Here is a 15837-nt window from a genome sequence, read left to right on the forward strand (position 1 = left end):
CACCGGACACGATGAATGAATTTACTTCCGGGCAGCAAATGAGTGCGGCCCGGCCGATGGCGCTGACCCGGCTGCCGACCGGCGCCAAGATGTTCCTGATCCTCAGCGGCGCGTTGCTTCCGCTGGCGTTGATCGCCATCTTCGCCACTCTCCAGACGACCCGGATTGCCGACCAGGAAACCCGCGCGCGGCTGCGCGTGGCGACGGTCGAGGTCTCGCGCACCCTGTCGATCCAGTTGGGCGGCGACATCGCCGCAGTGCGCGACGCCGTCGATGCACTGGCGGCCGATCCGAACGACGCCTTGGCATGCGCGCGCGTGACGGGTGCATTCGCGCCGCTTGCCGATGCCGCGCAATTCGCAATTCGCGATCGTGGAGGCCGGCTGTTGTGCGGCGGCGGGCTGGCGGCGTCCGCGCCGGTCCCGGCGCCGGGCGTTCCGATCGCCATCGAGTTCCGGGACGGCCGGGGCATGCTGGTCGGCATTTCCGGCCGCGGTGGTACGGCGACAGGCGGCGTGTTCTTTCCCGTGCAGGCGCTGGGGGAACTCGCGGAACCGAGCGGGTTCGCATCGGTCTATGGCGTCGACCTGCTGAGCGACGGCAACACGCTGTCGCTTCGCAGGGATGCTGCGGTCGGTGCCTTCGCGCGTGTCGAGCGCGCCCGCGCGCCCGTGGCGATTGCCGACCTCGTCGTCGAGCTGACCGTGCCGAGCGCGGCGATCACGTCGCCACTGATCGTCGCTATGCTGTTGCCGCTGCTGATGTGGGCGGCGGCGGCCAGCATCGGCTGGTTCGTGGTCGACCGGCTGCTGATCCGCCCGCTGCGGCGGTTGCGCGCGCAGGTCGGCGCCTATGCTCCCGGTCGCGATTTCGAACCGGCGCCCTATCGCCGCGCCCCCGCGCAGGAGATCGCCGAACTCGGCGATACGTTCGGCGACATTACGCGCACCGTGCGCTTGCATGAGGCCGATCTTGCCGACGGGCTGGTTCGCCAGACCAAGCTGACGCGCGAAGTCCATCACCGCGTCAAGAACAACCTCCAGGTTATCGCCAGCCTGATCAACTTTCATTCGCGCAGTGCGACCACGCCGGAAGCCGCCGAAGCCTATGCGTCGATCCAGCGCCGCGTCGATGCGCTGGCGGTGGTGCATCGGTACCACTTCGCCGAAATGGAAGTCAGCCGAGGACTCGAATTGCGTCCGGTGCTCGGCGAGCTGGCGTCGAATATCCGCGCCACCGCACCCGAGGAAGCCGCGAGACTGGCGATCGCGCTGGAAGTCGAGCCGGTGCTGGTCAATCAGGACGTCGCGGTCGCGGTGGCATTTCTGGTGACCGAACTGGTCGAGCTGGCCATGCTGATCAACCCGGTCAGCCAGATCCGCATCGCCGTTCGGTCGACCGAGGACGGCCGCGCGACGCTGCGGGTGGTATCGACCTCGCTGATCGAAAGCGATGCGCTTGAGCATCTGCTCGCCACCCGCTACGGCCGCGTCATCACCGGCCTGGGACGGCAGCTGCGGTCGGCGCTGCACCACGATCCGCTGACCGGCGCCTATGACATCACGATCCCGATCACCGGCAAAACCTGAGCGTTCGGAAAAAATCGACATCGGCCCGGAACCCTATTTCGCGCGCCACGTTCTACAGTTCGGACAGCGACCTTTTGCCCCCCCGCTCTCGCTGTCCACGTTATAGGCCCGAAAACATCCACCCTCCCCCCCCGGTGATGTTTTCGGGCCTAATTATTTTCGGGGGTCGAGCCGGTTCGCTGCGACGGCATTGTCCACAATTTGAAACGTTGTCCTTGTGGAACGAAGTTTCCGCGAGCGCATTATCCGCTGGCTAGGTTTTGATGGAGGTTAGTATGCGCAAGTTTCTGGGTCTCGCGATGGTTGCCGGTGCGCTGATGGTAAGCGCGTGCAACACGGTCGAAGGTGTCGGCGAAGACGTGCAATCGGCAGGCTCGGCAGTCGAGGACGCCGCCAACTAAAGCGGTCCGGCAACTACCGAAAACAAGGGCCGCTCGGCGACGGGCGGCCCTTTTTTCGTGCGCAGGATCATTCGGCCGGTTCGGCCTCGGCAGTCTGCGCCCGCTTGCGCTCGGTGAACCAGATGCCGATGATCGCCACTTCGTAGAGCAGCATCAGCGGGATCGCGAGCAGGAACTGCGAACCGATGTCGGGCGGCGTCAGCACCGCCGAGATCGCGAATGCGGCGACGACCGAATAGCGCCGGAAGTCCTTCAGTCCCTGCCGGGTGATGATCCCCGCCCGCTCGAGCAGCATCAGCAGCACCGGCAGCAGGAAGGCGATCCCGAACGCGAACAGGAACTGCATGACGAACGACAGGTAGTTTCCGACGGCGGGCAGCGCCTCCTGCTGGATACCGCCGTAATTTCCCTGGAAACCGAGCAGGAAGCGCAGCGCCACAGGGATGGTGACATAATAGGCAAGCGCGGCGCCAGCGGTGAACAGCACCGGCGTGGCGAGGAGGAACGGCAGCAATGCCTGCCTCTCCTTGCGATACAGGCCGGGCGCGACGAATTGCCACATCTGGTTGGCGATCACCGGGAACGAGATCATCATCGCCGCGAAGAAAGCAACCTTCACCTGTACGAAGAACGCCTCGAAAATCTGGGTGAAGACTACCTTGCCCTGCCCCGCCCGGATCAGCGGCTGCACCAGGAAGCTGAAGATGTGTTCGGCAACGGCATAGCAGGCACCGAACGCAATCAGGATCGCGACGACGCTGAACAGCAGCCGCCTGCGCAATTCGATCAGATGGTCGAGCAGCGGCGCCTGGCTCTGGTCGATCTCGCTCATTTCTGCGGCTTGTCCCCGGCGGCGGGCGCAGCGGTGGCGTCGTGGATCACCGGACGTTCGACCGAATCGGCCGGGCGGGCGTCATCGGCGAGCGGCGGAGCGGCGCGCTCGGCCGCGGGTGCTTCGAGCGCTGCCTGCTTCGGCGCAGGCGCGAGCGGATCGGACGTCTGCGGGAAATCGCGCATGATCCGCGCATTTTCCTCGGCCCATTTCTTTTCCATCTCGGCAAGTTCGGCTTCGCGCATCATCGAATCGAACCCCGACCGAAACTGCCGCGCGATGCCGCGCGCCTTCCCGACCCACTGCCCGACGAAGCGCATCGCCTTGGGCAGGTCTTTCGGCCCGATCACCAGCAACGCGACGATGCCGACGACCAGAAACTCGGTAGGGTTAAAGTCGAGCATTCGCCAACGCCTTTGGGCGCACCGCGCGGGCGCGCCGGGAACACGGCACGATCAAGCGATCAGCGCTCTTCGCGGACCCGGTCCGCGTCATGATCGAATGCCGGTTTGGCGGCAGGCTGGGCGTCGATGCGGCTCGGCTCGGCCGGCTTGTCGTCGTCTTCCATGCCCTTCTTGAAGTTCTTGATGCCCTTGGCGACGTCACCCATCATGTTCGAAAAACGCGCCCCGCCGAACAGCAGGATCACGAGGACCCCGACCACCAGCCAATGCATCAGGCTGAAACCACCCATCACGAATCTCCCAGAGTTCCCACCCTATCTAGGCGTCATCGCCGGAATTTGCCACCTCCGCCTGTTCGAACGCCAGATCGACCGGGTCGAGCAGCCCGGCCGCGCGCAGATCGTCGATGCCGGGCAGGTCGCGGCGGCTCGACAGGCCGAAATGCTGGAGAAAACCCGGCGTCGTCGCATAGATCAGCGGGCGGCCGGGAACTTCGCGCCGCCCGGCGGGCCGCACCCAGCCCGCTTCCATGAGGACGTCCAGCGTACCCTTCGATATCTGCACGCCGCGGATCGCCTCGATCTCTGCGCGGCTGACCGGTTCGTGATAGGCGATGATCGCCAGCGTCTCGATCGCCGCGCGACTGAGCCTGCGGCTGTCGGCGCGCTCGCGGCGCAGCAGATGCGCGAGATCGGCGGCGGTCTGGAAATGCCAGCGATCGCCGCGCCGCACCAGCTCGACGCCGCGCCCGGCATACGCCGCTTCGAGTCGCGCCAGCGCGCGCGTCAGGTCGATGTCCTCGCCCAGATACAGCCGCATCTCGCTTGTCGTCATCGGCGCCTCGGCAGCGAACAGCAGCGCCTCGATCGCGCGCACCTCCTCGTCGGGTGGGGTCATGGCGCACCGCGCAGGTAGAGGGGCGCGAACGCCGCCTGTTGCCGCATCTCGATCCGTCCCTGCCGCGCCAGTTCCAGCGCAGCGACGAAGCTCGATGCCAGCGCCGACCTGCGATAGCCCGGGTCGGTCTCGCCCGGCAGGAAGCGCTCGATCGCCGTCCACTCGATCGCCGCGCCCACCAGCCGGGAAATCCGCTCGATCGCGACTTCGAGCGTCATCACCGGCCGCACCGCCACGATATGCATCACCGGCCGGGTGCGCGCGCTGATCCGGCCATAGGCAGCGAGGATGTCGTACAGCTCGGCGTGCCATGCAGTCGCCCGGATCGTCCGCAGCCCCTCTGGCGCGCCGCGCGCGAATACGTCGCGGCCGAGACGATCGCGGGCCACCAGCCGTGCCCCCGCCTCCCGCATCGCGTCGAGGCGTTCGAGCCGGAGTTGCAGCCGCAGCGCGAGTTCCTCCGGGCTCGGCGTCTCCAGCGGATCGCGCGGCAGCAGCAAGGCCGATTTGAGATAGGCGAGCCATGCGGCCATCACCAGATAATCGGCAGCGACCTCGAGCCGGACGGCGCGTGCCGAATCGAGAAAGCCCAGATACTGCTCGACCAGGTCGAGGATCGAGATCGCCTTGAGATCGACCTTTTGCGTCCGCGCCAGTGCCAGCAGCAGGTCGAGCGGCCCCTCCCACCCGTCGAGGTCGAGCGTCAGCGTGTCGGGATCGGCGGGCGGCATCGGGCGATGCTAGCCGATCCTGCGCGCCGCGGGGAGGATCAAACCAGCGCCAGCAGCGCGTCGCGCGTGGCGATCAACGCATCGAAGTCGCCATCGCCGCCGCCTGCTGCCGATGCCATCGCCGCGTCGAGCCGCTCTCGCCCGCGCGGGCCGAGGGCGCCGATGCGTCCGGCAATGTCGGTCATCTCGTCCATCCGTCCCCAGCAATCGAGCACGACGTCGCATCCGGCCGCCAGCGCGGCCACCGCCTTGTCGCCGGCGGTTCCAGACAGCGCCTTCATGTCGATGTCGTCGGTCATCAGCAGACCATCGAACCCGATCCGCCCGCGGATGACGTCGCCGATCACCGTCGGCGACAGCGTCGCCGGGCGATCGGCGTCCCACGCCCGGAACACGCAGTGGCAGGTCATTCCCATCGGCGCCGACGCGAGCGTGCGGAACGGTTCCAGATCGACCTTGAGCGCGGCGGCGTCGGCATCGACGAACGGCACTTCGTGATGGCTGTCGACCACTGCCCGGCCATGCCCCGGCATGTGCTTGACCACGCCGACCACCCCGCCGCGCGCCAGCCCGTCGAGCACCGCGCGCCCCAGCGCGGCGACGCGCATCGGATCGCTGCCATAGGCCCGCTCGGCGATCATCGCCGTAGTATCGGGCTGGACCACGTCGAGCAGGGGCAGCAGATCGACGCTGATCCCGACTTCGCGCAGCATCAGTGCCAGCGCATGGGCGTTGGCGCGCGCCGCCTCGATCGCCGACGCGGGTGCGACCTCGTACAGCGCATCGAAGCGCGGTCCGGCGGGGAAGGCCGGCCATTCGGGCGGCTGCATCCGCGCGACCCGCCCGCCTTCCTGGTCGATCGCGATCGGCAGGTCGTCGCGCCCGGCCAGGCTGCGTAGATCGTCGGTGAGCGCGCGCAGCTGAGTGCGATCGACGCAATTGCGCTTGAACAGGATATAGCCGACCGGATCGGCCTCACGGAACAAGGCGCGCTCGTCGTCGGTGAGCACCGGCCCGGACAGGCCGAAGATGACAGGCTTCATCCCTGCCCCCTATCGCCAGCGGTGCCGGCGATCAATCGAGCGGGTCAGCGCACCACGAAGCAGGCCTCGCCCGCAACCTTCAGCCGGGCGCACAGATCGCGTGCCTGCGCATTGCTGCCGCCGCCGACGCGGAGGCGATACACCGTCGCACCGTTGACCTCGGCGCGCTCGACCGATTTCGTCAGCGGGGCAAGATAGCCGAAGCGCTTCGACAGCATCGTCCATTCGGCATTGGCCCCGCCTTCGGACGGGAACGAACCCAATTGGACCAGCGTGCCGTCGCTCGCTGTCTCCGGCCGGTTGGCGCCGCCCGCGCGCGCCGGCGCCGCTGCGGTCAGCGCGCCCTTCGATGCCGGCACCGGCGCAACCACGCGGGTGCCGCCCTTGCCCTGCACAGGCGCCGCCGCCGCGCCGGCCGTGCCCTTGACCGCCGCGATCGGCGCCTCGGGGATGGCGCTCAGGTCAACGCGGCCTTTTGGCGCGCCGCCTTCGCTGGTGGCGAACACCGTGTCGCCTTCGCCCTGGGCCTTCATCCCGCCGGGTTCATCCGGCTTGACCTTGTAGTCGCCTTCCTGCGCTTCGATCAGCTCGCCGGTGCCGCTCGCCGTCGGGCGCGACTGGAGCCAGCCGAACGCATAGATCGCCGCCGCGATGAGGCCGAGCGCGAGCAGCACGAGCAGGATCACGCGGCCGAACGACCCGCGCCGCGAATAGTCGCCATCGGCGCTTTCCAGCCAGGGCAGTCGGTCCTCGCTGCGCCCCTCGGTCCATTGCGACCCGCTCATCAGTGCATCTCCTCGACCGCCTCCACTCCCATGATGGCGAGGCCGTTGCGAATGATCTGCCCGATCGCGTCCGCCAAGAAAAGCCGCGCGCAGGTGAGCGCAGGATCGTCCGGCACCAGAAAGCGACGAGCGGGATCGTCGTTACCGGCATTCCATGCGGCATGGAACTCCGCAGCCAAGTCGTAGAGATAAAAGGCTATTCTATGCGGCTCCCGCGCAAAGGCAGCAGCCTCCACGACGCGCGGGAACTGTGCGGCGCGCTGCACCAGCGCCAGATCTGCTGTATCAAGCAGAGACAGGTCGGCGTCGGGGCACGCAATCTGTGCCTCGCTGGCACGGCGATGGAGCGACGCGACTCGGGCGTGCGCATATTGGACGTAGAAGACCGGATTGTCCTTCGACGCCTCGACCACCTTGGCGAAATCGAAATCCATCTGCGCATCTGCCTTGCGCGTCAGCATGGTGAAGCGGACCACGTCCTTGCCAACTTCGCCCACCATGTCGGCGATGGTGACGAAATTGCCCGACCGCTTCGACATCTTGATCGGATCGCCGGCGCGCATCAGCCGCACCATCTGCACCAGCTTGACGTCGAAGCGGGTCCTGCCCTCGGTCAGCGCGGTGACCGCGGCGACGATCCGCTTGACGGTGCCGGCATGGTCGGCGCCCCAGATGTCGATCAGCTGGTCGGCACGCTCGGCTTTCTGGAAATGATAGGCGAGATCGGCGCCGAAATAGGTCCATTGCCCGTTCGATTTCCGGATCGGCCGGTCCTGATCGTCGCCGAACCGGGTCGATCGGAACAGCGGCAGCGGCGTCGGTTCCCAGTCCTCGGGCGTCTCGCCCTTGGGCGCTTCGAGCACGCCGTCATAGACGAGATCGCGTGCGCGCAACCACGCTTCGGCCGCCTCGGGCTTGCCCGCCGCCTGCAATTCCGCTTCCGATGCGAACACGTCGTGATGGATGCCGAGCAGTGCGAGGTCGGCGCGGATCAACTCCAGCATCGCCGCGACCGCAGCCTGCCGGAACGGGACCAGCCATTCCTGCTCGGGCTCCTTCACGAACCGGTCGCCATGCTCCGCCGCGAGCTGAGCCCCGATCGGCTTGAGATACTCGCCGGGATAAAGTCCCTCGGCGATCTCGCCAATGTCCTCGCCAAGCGCCTCGCGGTAGCGCAGATGCACCGAGCGCGCGAGCGTATCGACCTGGCCACCGGCATCGTTGACGTAATATTCGCGGATGACGCGGTGCCCGACCGCCTCGAGCAGGCTGGCAAGCGCGTCGCCCACCACAGCGCCGCGACAATGCCCCATGTGCATCGGCCCCGTCGGGTTGGCCGAGACATATTCGATGTTGACCGTCGTGCCCACGCCGGCATCGGAGCGGCCGAACGCATCGCCGGCGTCGCGGATCGCCTGCAGCTCGCCGCGCCAGGTCGCGTCGGTCAGGGTGAGGTTGATGAAACCCGGCCCGGCCACCGACACGCTCTCGACTTCCTCCAGCGCGCGCAATTCGGCGGCGATCGCTTCGGCGAGCGCGCGCGGATTGGTGCCCGCGGGCTTGGCGAGCACCATCGCGGCGTTGGTGGCGAGGTCGCCGTGGCTCGGGTCGCGCGGCGGCTCGACCGTGATCGCGCGGCGTTCGAGCCCGGCGGGCAGCGTGCCCTGTTCGATCAGCCTGTCGAGAACGGCGCCGAGATGCGCGGCAAAGCGGGGATAAAGCGTCATGCCGCGGCGCTTAGCCCAAGCGCCCGGCGCGCGAAAGCCTCAGGCAGGGCGCACCCTGCGCGGCGCACGCACCGTGCTGGTCACGTACAGCGCGATCCCGCTCCAGATACAGGCGAAGCAAAGGATATGCGCCGCCGTCAGGCTCTCGCCGAGCACCAGCACCGCGAGCAGGAATTGGAGAGTCGGCGCGATATATTGCAGCAGGCCGACCGTCGCCAGCGGCAGCCGCCGCGCGGAAGCGGCGAACAGCAGCAGCGGCACCGCAGTGATCACGCCCGAGGCGACCAGCAGCGCAGTCAGCTGTGTGTCGTCCCCCAGGGCGATCCCCGGACCCTGCGCCAGCCAGCCGAGATAGGCGAGCGCGATCGGCGTCAGGATCGCGGTTTCGATCGCCAGCCCTTCGAGCGCTTCCACCCGGACCGTCTTGCGCACCAGCCCGTACAGCCCAAACGACAAGGCGAGCGTCAGGCTGATCCACAGGCCATCGGCAGCCGACAGGGCCAGCACTGCGACGCCGACCGCGGCGATCGCGACGGCTACGACCTGAAGCCGCGTCAGCCTCTCCTTGAGCACCACGACGCCGAGCAGCACGCTGACCAGCGGATTGAGGAAATAGCCCATGCTCCCGGCGACGACCTGATGATGCTGGACTGCCCAGATATAGACCAGCCAGTTGATGGAGATCAGCGCCGCGCTGAGCGCGAGCATCGCGACAACCGTGCGATCGCGCATCGCCGCGCGGAATTTCGCACCGCGCTGCGCGAGGGCGAGGATGGCTGCCAGGAACAGCAGCGAAAACAGGATGCGGCTCGCCACCACTTCGCCCGACCCGACCCCGCGCAGCAGGATGAAATAGAGCGGCAGCAGACCCCAGATGAGATAGGCGCCGATGCCCTGCAGCAGGCCGGTGCGGTCGATCGCGGGACGGGACAGCGGCGCGTGCATGCGCGGCAGATAGGGTGTCATGCTGCGCTGCAAAAGAGCATGAATCGGTCGACACGAAAAAGGGGCTCCCGGTTTTCCGGAAGCCCCTGCTCATCCCGTAGTGACTACGAGAGGAAGTCGTCAGATATCGTCGCCGAGCGCGCCCTTGACCTTGCCGCCGAGCTGCTGAGCCTTGCCCTTGCCCTCCTGAGCGGCGCCTTCGGCGCGCGTATCGGGATTGTCGCTCTGCTGCTTGGCCTTGCCGATGGCTTCGTTGACGTTGCCTTTGATCTTGTCGACGAGTTCGCCCATGGTTAATCTCCTCAAATCTCGCGCAAAAGCGGCGATCGGGGGTCGATCCGCCTGGCGTTTCGCGTTCGCAATATGAACGGTTGGGTCGCTGGAAAAGTTCCGGTATGATGGCCGATCGGCATGGCGGATCGAGGGCGATCCGCACCGACGGGTTCGCGCGCATGCCCGATCGCATCGTCTCGCTCTACGACCGCACCGCAGCCGCATGGGATGCCGCGCGCCAGCGGGCGGGGCTCGAGGATGCGTGGCTCGATCAATTCCGGCTGGGGCTGCCCGACGGGGCGGAAGTGCTCGACATCGGCTGCGGGTCGGGCGTGCCGATTGCCGAGATGCTGATCGAGCGCGGCGTCGCCATGACCGGGCTCGACGCATCTCCGAGCCTGATCGCCATCGCCGCGCGGCGCTTTGCCAAGGCGGCATGGATCACCGGCGACATGCGCGGCATGGCGCTGCATCGCACCTTCGACGGCCTGATCGCGTGGCACAGCTTGTTCCACCTCCCTGCCGACGACCAGCGCGCGATGTTCCCGCGCTTCGCGCTCCACGCCCGCGCAGGCACCATGCTGCTGTTCACCTCCGGACTGCGCGAAGGCGTGACCTGGGGCGAATGGCAGGGCGAGCCGCTGTACCACGCCAGCCTCGACAGCGCGGAATATGCGGGCCTGCTCGCAGCCAGTGGCTTCGAAATCGTCGCGCATCAGGTCGATGACCGCCAGGCCGGCGGCGCCAATGTCTGGCTGGCGCGATATGCCCCTCAGATCAGCCCGGCGAGCGGGCTCGACGGGTCGGCATAGCGGCGCTTGCCCATCCGCCCGGCGCGGTACGACATGCGCCCGGCCTCGACCGCGGCCTTCATCGCGGCCGCCATCAGCACCGGGTCCTTGGCCTCGGCGATCGCGGTGTTCATCAGCACGCCGTCGCAGCCCAGTTCCATCGCCACCGCCGCGTCGGACGCGCAGCCGACGCCGGCATCGACCAGCACCGGCACGCCCGCGCCCTCGACGATCAGGCGGATGGTGACGCGGTTCTGGATGCCCAGCCCCGAGCCGATCGGCGCGCCCAGCGGCATGATCGCCACCGCGCCCGCTTCCTCCAGCTGCTTCGCCGCGATCGGATCGTCGGTGCAATAGACCATCGGCTTGAACCCTTCGCGCACCAGCACTTCGGTCGCCTTCAAGGTCTCGCGCATGTCGGGATAGAGGGTGCGCGCCTCGCCCAGCACTTCCAGCTTGACCAGATCCCAGCCGCCTGCCTCGCGCGCGAGCCTGAGCGTGCGCACCGCGCTGTCGGCGTCGAAACAGCCGGCGGTGTTGGGGAGGTAGGTGACCTTTTTGGGATCGATAAAGTCGGTCAGCATCGGCGCATTGGGGTCGGACACGTTGACCCGGCGCACCGCGACGGTGACGATCTCCGCACCCGACGCCTCTAGCGCGGCGGCGTTCTGCGCGAAATCCTTGTACTTGCCGGTGCCGACGATCAGCCGCGAGCGGAAGGTCCGCCCGGCGACGCTCCAGCTGTCAGCATCGACCGGCGCGGCATGGTCGCCGCCGCCGACGAAATGCACGATCTCCAGCTCGTCGCCATCCTCGACCATCACGCTGGCCAGTGTCGAGCGCGGCACGACCTCCAGGTTGCGCTCGACCGCCAGCTTTTCTGGCACGAGCCCCATGTCGGTGGCGAGCTGGGCAAGGCTGAGGCCGGCCTTGACGCGCTTGTGCTCGCCATTGACCACGATCGATACGGTTCCGTCGGTATGGGCCATCATCTCTCCACCCGCCCGCTTCGAGCGAAGTCGAGAAGCGCCGGCTGCCATGCTGCCCGCCTGGAACACGTGTCTCGACTTCGCTCGACACGAACGGGTAAGGATGACGGCCAGATATGGGGTCCGCTTCCCCGTCGCAACCTGGGAACGCAATGACCGACACGATCTTCGTCCTCAACGGCCCCAATCTCAACCTGCTCGGAACGCGCGAGCCAGAGATTTACGGCTCCGACACGCTCGACGACATCGCGGGGATGCTGGAGGATCGCGCGCGCGAGCTCGATCTCGAGGTCGAGGTGCGGCAGTCGAACCACGAAGGCCATCTGATCGATTGGCTGCACGAGGCGCAGGCCGATGGCGCGAAGGCGGTTCTGCTCAACGCGGGTGCGTTCACCCACACGTCGGTGGCGCTGCACGACGCGATCAAGGCGATCGCGACGCCGGTGATCGAGGTGCATCTGTCCAATCCGCACGCGCGCGAGCCCTTTCGCCATGTCAGCCTGGTCGGGCAGGCGGCGAAGGGAACCATTGCCGGATTCGGCGGCATGTCGTACCTGCTCGCGCTTGAAGCGGCCGCGCGTCTCTGACAAGGGGAGCGCTTTTTTCGCCAAGGGATCGCAACATTGAGCGAACAACAGGATGAACCCGGCGCCATGCGGATCGACATCGACGTGGTCCGCCAGCTTGCCGCGGTGCTCGACGACACGCAGCTGACCGAGATCGAGGTCGAGGATGGCGACCGCCGTGTGCGCGTCGCGCGGCAGGTGAGCGCCGCCCCGGCGACGCACTATGCCCCTGCGCCGATGCAGGCCGCTGCGCCCGCGCTGACCCACGCCGCGCCCGCCCCGGCCGAAACCGGCGCTTCGGCCCCGGCCGCCGCCGCGAACGCGGTCAAGTCGCCGATGGTGGGCACCGTCTATCTGGCGGGCGAGCCGGGCGCCAAGGCGTTCGTCTCGGTCGGGCAGAGCGTCGCGGCGGGCGACACGCTGGTGATCGTCGAGGCGATGAAGGTGATGAACCCGATCCTCGCGCCGTCCGCGGGCACGGTGAAGGCGATCCTGGTCGACAACGGCCAGCCGGTGGAATTCGATCAGCCACTCGTCGTCGTAGAATAACATGGCGAAGATTTCGAAGCTGCTGATCGCCAATCGCGGCGAGATCGCGCTGCGCATCCACCGCGCCTGCCACGAAATGGGGATCAAGACGGTCGCGGTGCATTCGACCGCCGATGCCGACGCGATGCACGTCCGGCTGGCCGACGAAGCGGTCTGCATCGGGCCGCCCGCCGCGTCGGAAAGCTATCTCAACATCCCCAACATCATCTCGGCGGCCGAGATCACCGGCGCCGACGCGATCCATCCGGGCTATGGCTTCCTGTCCGAAAACGCCAAGTTCGCCGAGATTGTCGAGCTCCACAATCTGATGTTCGTGGGGCCCAAGCCCGAGCATATCCGCACCATGGGCGACAAGGTCGAGGCGAAGCGCACCGCGGGAGCGCTCGGCCTGCCGCTCGTCCCCGGCTCCGACGGCGCGATCAGCGATATCGGCGAGGCGAAGCGGATCGCCGCCGAGATCGGCTATCCGGTCATCATCAAGGCGGCGTCGGGCGGCGGCGGGCGCGGCATGAAGGTGTGCGCGTCCGAGGACCAGCTCGAAACGCTGATGCAACAGGCGGGCAGCGAGGCCAAGGCGGCGTTCGGCGACGCGACCGTCTATATGGAAAAATATCTCGGCAACCCGCGCCATATCGAGTTCCAGGTATTCGGCGACGGCAACGGGGGCGCCATCCATCTTGGCGAGCGCGACTGCTCGCTCCAGCGCCGCCACCAGAAGGTGCTGGAGGAAGCCCCCTCCCCCGTGCTCGGCGCCGAGGACCGCGCGCGGATGGGCGCGACCTGTGCCAAGGCGATGGCCGACATGGGCTATCGCGGCGCGGGCACGATCGAGTTCCTGTGGGAAAACGGCGAGTTCTACTTCATCGAGATGAACACCCGGCTGCAGGTCGAGCATCCGGTGACCGAGGCGATCACCGGCGTCGACCTGGTCCGCGAACAGATCCGCATCGCCGAAGGCCAGCCGCTGTCGATCACGCAGGACGAGATCGAGTTCAAGGGCCACGCGATCGAATGCCGCATCAATGCCGAGGACGCGCGCACCTTTGCCCCCTCACCCGGCAAGGTGACCTATTACCACGCCCCGGGCGGCCTCCACGTCCGCGTCGATAGCGGGCTCTACGCCGGCTATCGCATCCCGCCCTATTACGACTCGATGATCGCCAAGCTGATCGTCTACGGCCGCACCCGCGAAGGCTGCATCCGCCGGTTGCGCAGGGCGCTGGAGGAGTTCGTGGTCGAAGGCGTGAAGACGACGATCCCGCTCCACCAGGCGCTGCTGGACGACCCGGAGTTCCAGGCGGGGGATTATACGATCAAGTGGCTGGAGGAGTGGTTGGCGCGGGAGTGAGGGGGACGTTTTGGCGCCGTCCGGTTAGACGACACTGGTGACGCTTTTTCTGTCAACCCTGCCGTTGCTCACCGCTGCCGGATGCTTGAAGTGCCGTCTGAATTTCAGCCACAGCCGCTTGATGCCCGACCTGAGTAAGCCGATATCCGACCTTCCCGTCGCCATGCAGCAGCTTGGCGGTTCTCAGCTCGTCCAAGCGGTTCCTCACCGATCCGGCGCTGCGTGCGCTCATGGTCGCTAGAATTGACGGCACGAGGACGCGCTCGGGGAAGTGGCTGTGCAGCAGTATCAGGATTTCGCCGCGCACTGACGTGTCGGCATGGACCAGGCGAACCCCGTCGATCTCTTCAACGAGGGTGCCGACCGGGGCCTGAACCAACTCAATCAGGGCTCCCGCCTCGTGCATGGTGATGCCAGTGGCATGGCGCAGCAGTTCTGCCATGATCCATGCCGCGCCGTGGTGGGCAAGGCCCAGGTCGAAGCGGTTGGGATCGACAGGGTTCTTGTGGGCAATGTTCCGCTTGTTGCGGAAGGTGTAGATGGAGCGCGCGAGACGAGCGCCGCAGATGCGGAGGCCCTCCGGAAGCTGCGCTTCATTTTCGGCCTTTTTGCTCAGGTAGCCATCTACGTCCGGTTTGGCATCGTAGGTGCCAGTAGCGAGCTGCTGCAGGCACTGAACGAAGGTCTCTACGAACTTGCCCGGAGAGGCCCTTTCGAGCGTGCCGGTGGAACAGTCATGCCGAAGCTTGACGAAGTCTTGCACGAGCTCAGCTGCTAAGGTCGCGCCGAGATAGCCCTCCAAGGCGGCCGAGAGGCGACCTTCATCCACCGATCATCGCCTCGACCGCGCGGATACCGGCGACGGTGATCTTGTAAACCTTCCGAGCCTGCCGCGACTTGCCGCTCTTCTTTAGCTGCAGTGCTAATGCGGGCTTCTGAGCCTTCAGAGTGTCGATTGCCGAAGTGACATTAGGGAGCCCCTCGCCTAGGTGCTTGAGCTCCTTGTTTGCAGAGAAGCCGTCGAAGCTCTCGCTACCCTGACAAACTTGCAGCCAATACCCCGCCACCAAGGCCTTATCAGACGTGCCCTTGGGCTGTGCAGCGTCGAACAGCTCCGCAAGTGATCCGAATTTGGGAGCGGCTTCTTGCTCCTCGTCCAGAGCGGGATCGTCTTCGTCCACCTGCGGGCCGTCCTGTTGCTGCTGGGCTGGGGCCTTCGCAACAGGAGCAATGCCCAAACGGGAAGTAACGTATTCAAGGACGCGCACACGCGCGGCTTCATCAAGGTTGCTAAGTGCAGTATAAACCGTTTGCATCGCGTCAAACTCGACGTCTGGACTTGTGGATTCCTCCGTCATCGAATCGCCTCCCTGTTGCTGGCGATCCTGCGCTATGCGATTCGGTTATTCATTGCAAGATCATGATACAACACGATGTGGACAAGCGTCTTCATGAGCAACCCGTTCGCCTTTCTTTGCCTTGTGGTATCCGGAATATAAGACGAACATAGTAGCTACATTGGCGGTTCATTCGGCTAGTACTAGCATGTGCGAATGCCGGTCTCTCAAGGTATGGAGCGGTTGCAGCATGTATCCTCCGTCTACCTCTTGTCCTGATAAGATTTTTTAGCGTTTAATAGCAGTGATTTAGGCGGTCTAAGCAGTTTGCGCGGAGTATAGACGATTCATCACTCTCTTTCGTTTTGTATCCATGAGGATGCTGCTCCAAGTCGGCTATCGCAAGTTAGCCCAGTTCGAACGGGCTAAAGCCTTACGGCCCTACGTTCGCCGTGCGCTCGCCAGCACGCGACACCGCGGCAGCCGCGCTCACCCACTCCTAGCTCTGTCCTACAGCCACATCTCTGTGCAAAGGTGGCACCACGCCTGCTGCCCGCCCTTGCCCGTTGTCCTCGAAATTCTGGCCCTTTCCGCCCCCTCCGCGACAGCAATCGCATGTCTCAACTTCGT

At 66.2% G+C, this 15837-nt stretch carries 19 protein-coding genes; 6 read left to right on the forward strand and 13 right to left on the reverse strand.

The features are described from left to right. Positions 1 to 38 precede the first annotated feature (38 nt). Together FHY50_RS08340 and FHY50_RS08345 are read left to right on the forward strand one after the other, a co-directional pair. Positions 39 to 1589, forward strand: a complete 1551-nt coding sequence (locus FHY50_RS08340; protein ID WP_243846601.1) for a sensor histidine kinase — start codon at positions 39 to 41, stop codon at positions 1587 to 1589. Between the two features lie 275 nt (positions 1590 to 1864). Then, entirely contained in the window at positions 1865 to 1990 is a 126-nt protein-coding gene (locus FHY50_RS08345) for an entericidin A/B family lipoprotein (protein WP_140048012.1), read from the forward strand. 67 nt (positions 1991 to 2057) lie between these two features. Here the strand turns inward: FHY50_RS08345 and tatC are convergent, their stop codons facing one another. From tatC to FHY50_RS08395, 10 genes are all read right to left on the reverse strand, one after another. After that, positions 2058 to 2822, reverse strand: coding sequence for a twin-arginine translocase subunit TatC (gene tatC / locus FHY50_RS08350; RefSeq protein ID WP_140048013.1), 765 nt, complete (start codon positions 2820 to 2822; stop codon positions 2058 to 2060). Then, positions 2819 to 3226 carry a Sec-independent protein translocase protein TatB gene (gene tatB, locus FHY50_RS08355; protein WP_140048014.1) on the reverse strand — a complete coding sequence of 136 codons (408 nt, stop codon included), beginning with the start codon at positions 3224 to 3226 and terminating at the stop codon, positions 2819 to 2821. Before tatB ends, tatC begins: the two co-directional genes overlap by 4 nt. A 59-nt stretch (positions 3227 to 3285) precedes the next feature. Continuing rightward, positions 3286 to 3516, reverse strand: a complete 231-nt coding sequence (locus FHY50_RS08360) for a twin-arginine translocase TatA/TatE family subunit (protein WP_140048015.1) — start codon at positions 3514 to 3516, stop codon at positions 3286 to 3288. Between the two features lie 28 nt (positions 3517 to 3544). Next, on the reverse strand, positions 3545 to 4123 hold the full coding sequence (gene scpB / locus FHY50_RS08365) for an SMC-Scp complex subunit ScpB (RefSeq protein WP_140048016.1): 579 nt from the start codon (positions 4121 to 4123) through the stop codon (positions 3545 to 3547). After that, on the reverse strand, positions 4120 to 4854 hold the full coding sequence (locus FHY50_RS08370) for a segregation and condensation protein A (protein WP_140048017.1): 735 nt from the start codon (positions 4852 to 4854) through the stop codon (positions 4120 to 4122). Before FHY50_RS08370 ends, scpB begins: the two co-directional genes overlap by 4 nt. A 38-nt stretch (positions 4855 to 4892) precedes the next feature. Beyond that, a complete protein-coding gene (nagZ, locus tag FHY50_RS08375; protein WP_140048018.1) occupies positions 4893 to 5897 on the reverse strand; it encodes a beta-N-acetylhexosaminidase in 1005 nt (334 codons plus the stop codon). Between the two features lie 44 nt (positions 5898 to 5941). Then, a complete protein-coding gene (locus tag FHY50_RS08380; RefSeq protein ID WP_140048019.1) occupies positions 5942 to 6682 on the reverse strand; it encodes an SPOR domain-containing protein in 741 nt (246 codons plus the stop codon). Beyond that, complete coding sequence (gene argS, locus FHY50_RS08385; RefSeq protein WP_140048020.1) at positions 6682 to 8409, reverse strand: arginine--tRNA ligase; 1728 nt, start codon at positions 8407 to 8409, stop codon at positions 6682 to 6684. Before argS ends, FHY50_RS08380 begins: the two co-directional genes overlap by 1 nt. A 39-nt stretch (positions 8410 to 8448) precedes the next feature. Further along, on the reverse strand, positions 8449 to 9375 hold the full coding sequence (gene rarD, locus FHY50_RS08390; protein ID WP_243846602.1) for an EamA family transporter RarD: 927 nt from the start codon (positions 9373 to 9375) through the stop codon (positions 8449 to 8451). Positions 9376 to 9474: 99 nt separating this feature from the next. Further along, positions 9475 to 9645, reverse strand: a complete 171-nt coding sequence (locus FHY50_RS08395; RefSeq protein WP_140048021.1) for a CsbD family protein — start codon at positions 9643 to 9645, stop codon at positions 9475 to 9477. Positions 9646 to 9749: 104 nt separating this feature from the next. On the opposite strand from FHY50_RS08395, the gene FHY50_RS08400 reads away from it, so the two are divergent. Continuing rightward, the gene (locus FHY50_RS08400; protein WP_218975207.1) at positions 9750 to 10439 is read left to right on the forward strand and encodes a class I SAM-dependent DNA methyltransferase; all 690 of its coding nucleotides are present in this window, start codon (positions 9750 to 9752) and stop codon (positions 10437 to 10439) included. Here the strand turns inward: FHY50_RS08400 and thiS are convergent. Continuing rightward, entirely contained in the window at positions 10400 to 11407 is a 1008-nt protein-coding gene (gene thiS / locus FHY50_RS08405; protein ID WP_166745405.1) for a sulfur carrier protein ThiS, read from the reverse strand. The two genes, FHY50_RS08400 and thiS, sit on opposite strands and share 40 nt — an antisense overlap. Before the next feature lie 152 nt (positions 11408 to 11559). On the opposite strand from thiS, the gene aroQ reads away from it, so the two are divergent. The 3 genes from aroQ (at position 11560) to accC (ending at position 13870) form a co-directional block, all read left to right on the forward strand. Next, a complete protein-coding gene (gene aroQ / locus FHY50_RS08410) occupies positions 11560 to 11994 on the forward strand; it encodes a type II 3-dehydroquinate dehydratase (RefSeq protein WP_140048023.1) in 435 nt (144 codons plus the stop codon). Between the two features lie 66 nt (positions 11995 to 12060). Continuing rightward, positions 12061 to 12522, forward strand: a complete 462-nt coding sequence (gene accB, locus FHY50_RS08415; RefSeq protein ID WP_140231103.1) for an acetyl-CoA carboxylase biotin carboxyl carrier protein — start codon at positions 12061 to 12063, stop codon at positions 12520 to 12522. Position 12523: 1 nt separating this feature from the next. After that, entirely contained in the window at positions 12524 to 13870 is a 1347-nt protein-coding gene (gene accC, locus FHY50_RS08420; RefSeq protein WP_140048024.1) for an acetyl-CoA carboxylase biotin carboxylase subunit, read from the forward strand. A 52-nt stretch (positions 13871 to 13922) separates the two neighbouring features. On the opposite strand, the gene FHY50_RS08425 is transcribed toward accC, so the two are convergent. Together FHY50_RS08425 and FHY50_RS08430 are read right to left on the reverse strand one after the other, a co-directional pair. Beyond that, positions 13923 to 14699, reverse strand: coding sequence for a hypothetical protein (locus FHY50_RS08425; RefSeq protein ID WP_140048025.1), 777 nt, complete (start codon positions 14697 to 14699; stop codon positions 13923 to 13925). Then, positions 14692 to 15228 (reverse strand): hypothetical protein, encoded by a 537-nt coding sequence (locus FHY50_RS08430; protein WP_140048026.1) that lies wholly within the window; start codon positions 15226 to 15228, stop codon positions 14692 to 14694. Before FHY50_RS08430 ends, FHY50_RS08425 begins: the two co-directional genes overlap by 8 nt. Positions 15229 to 15837 lie beyond the last annotated feature (609 nt).

It is taken from the genome of Sphingomonas japonica (assembly GCF_006346325.1).
Lineage (GTDB): Bacteria > Pseudomonadota > Alphaproteobacteria > Sphingomonadales > Sphingomonadaceae > Sphingomonas > Sphingomonas japonica.

What these genes read in the sequence shown, in the direction of transcription:
- tatB (WP_140048014.1), bottom strand. Translation starts at nt 3,226, where the DNA reads ATGCTCGACTTTAACCCTACCGAGTTTCTGGTCGTCGGCATCGTCGCG.
- thiS (WP_166745405.1), bottom strand. Translation starts at nt 11,407, where the DNA reads ATGGCCCATACCGACGGAACCGTATCGATCGTGGTCAATGGCGAGCAC.
- accB (WP_140231103.1), top strand. Translation starts at nt 12,061, where the DNA reads ATGCGGATCGACATCGACGTGGTCCGCCAGCTTGCCGCGGTGCTCGAC.
- FHY50_RS08340 (WP_243846601.1), top strand. Translation starts at nt 39, where the DNA reads ATGAGTGCGGCCCGGCCGATGGCGCTGACCCGGCTGCCGACCGGCGCC.
- accC (WP_140048024.1), top strand. Translation starts at nt 12,524, where the DNA reads ATGGCGAAGATTTCGAAGCTGCTGATCGCCAATCGCGGCGAGATCGCG.
- aroQ (WP_140048023.1), top strand. Translation starts at nt 11,560, where the DNA reads ATGACCGACACGATCTTCGTCCTCAACGGCCCCAATCTCAACCTGCTC.
- FHY50_RS08345 (WP_140048012.1), top strand. Translation starts at nt 1,865, where the DNA reads ATGCGCAAGTTTCTGGGTCTCGCGATGGTTGCCGGTGCGCTGATGGTA.
- FHY50_RS08430 (WP_140048026.1), bottom strand. Translation starts at nt 15,228, where the DNA reads ATGACGGAGGAATCCACAAGTCCAGACGTCGAGTTTGACGCGATGCAA.
- FHY50_RS08360 (WP_140048015.1), bottom strand. Translation starts at nt 3,516, where the DNA reads ATGGGTGGTTTCAGCCTGATGCATTGGCTGGTGGTCGGGGTCCTCGTG.
- nagZ (WP_140048018.1), bottom strand. Translation starts at nt 5,897, where the DNA reads ATGAAGCCTGTCATCTTCGGCCTGTCCGGGCCGGTGCTCACCGACGAC.
- scpB (WP_140048016.1), bottom strand. Translation starts at nt 4,123, where the DNA reads ATGACCCCACCCGACGAGGAGGTGCGCGCGATCGAGGCGCTGCTGTTC.
- FHY50_RS08400 (WP_218975207.1), top strand. Translation starts at nt 9,750, where the DNA reads ATGATGGCCGATCGGCATGGCGGATCGAGGGCGATCCGCACCGACGGG.
- FHY50_RS08395 (WP_140048021.1), bottom strand. Translation starts at nt 9,645, where the DNA reads ATGGGCGAACTCGTCGACAAGATCAAAGGCAACGTCAACGAAGCCATC.
- tatC (WP_140048013.1), bottom strand. Translation starts at nt 2,822, where the DNA reads ATGAGCGAGATCGACCAGAGCCAGGCGCCGCTGCTCGACCATCTGATC.
- FHY50_RS08370 (WP_140048017.1), bottom strand. Translation starts at nt 4,854, where the DNA reads ATGCCGCCCGCCGATCCCGACACGCTGACGCTCGACCTCGACGGGTGG.
- rarD (WP_243846602.1), bottom strand. Translation starts at nt 9,375, where the DNA reads ATGACACCCTATCTGCCGCGCATGCACGCGCCGCTGTCCCGTCCCGCG.
- argS (WP_140048020.1), bottom strand. Translation starts at nt 8,409, where the DNA reads ATGACGCTTTATCCCCGCTTTGCCGCGCATCTCGGCGCCGTTCTCGAC.
- FHY50_RS08380 (WP_140048019.1), bottom strand. Translation starts at nt 6,682, where the DNA reads ATGAGCGGGTCGCAATGGACCGAGGGGCGCAGCGAGGACCGACTGCCC.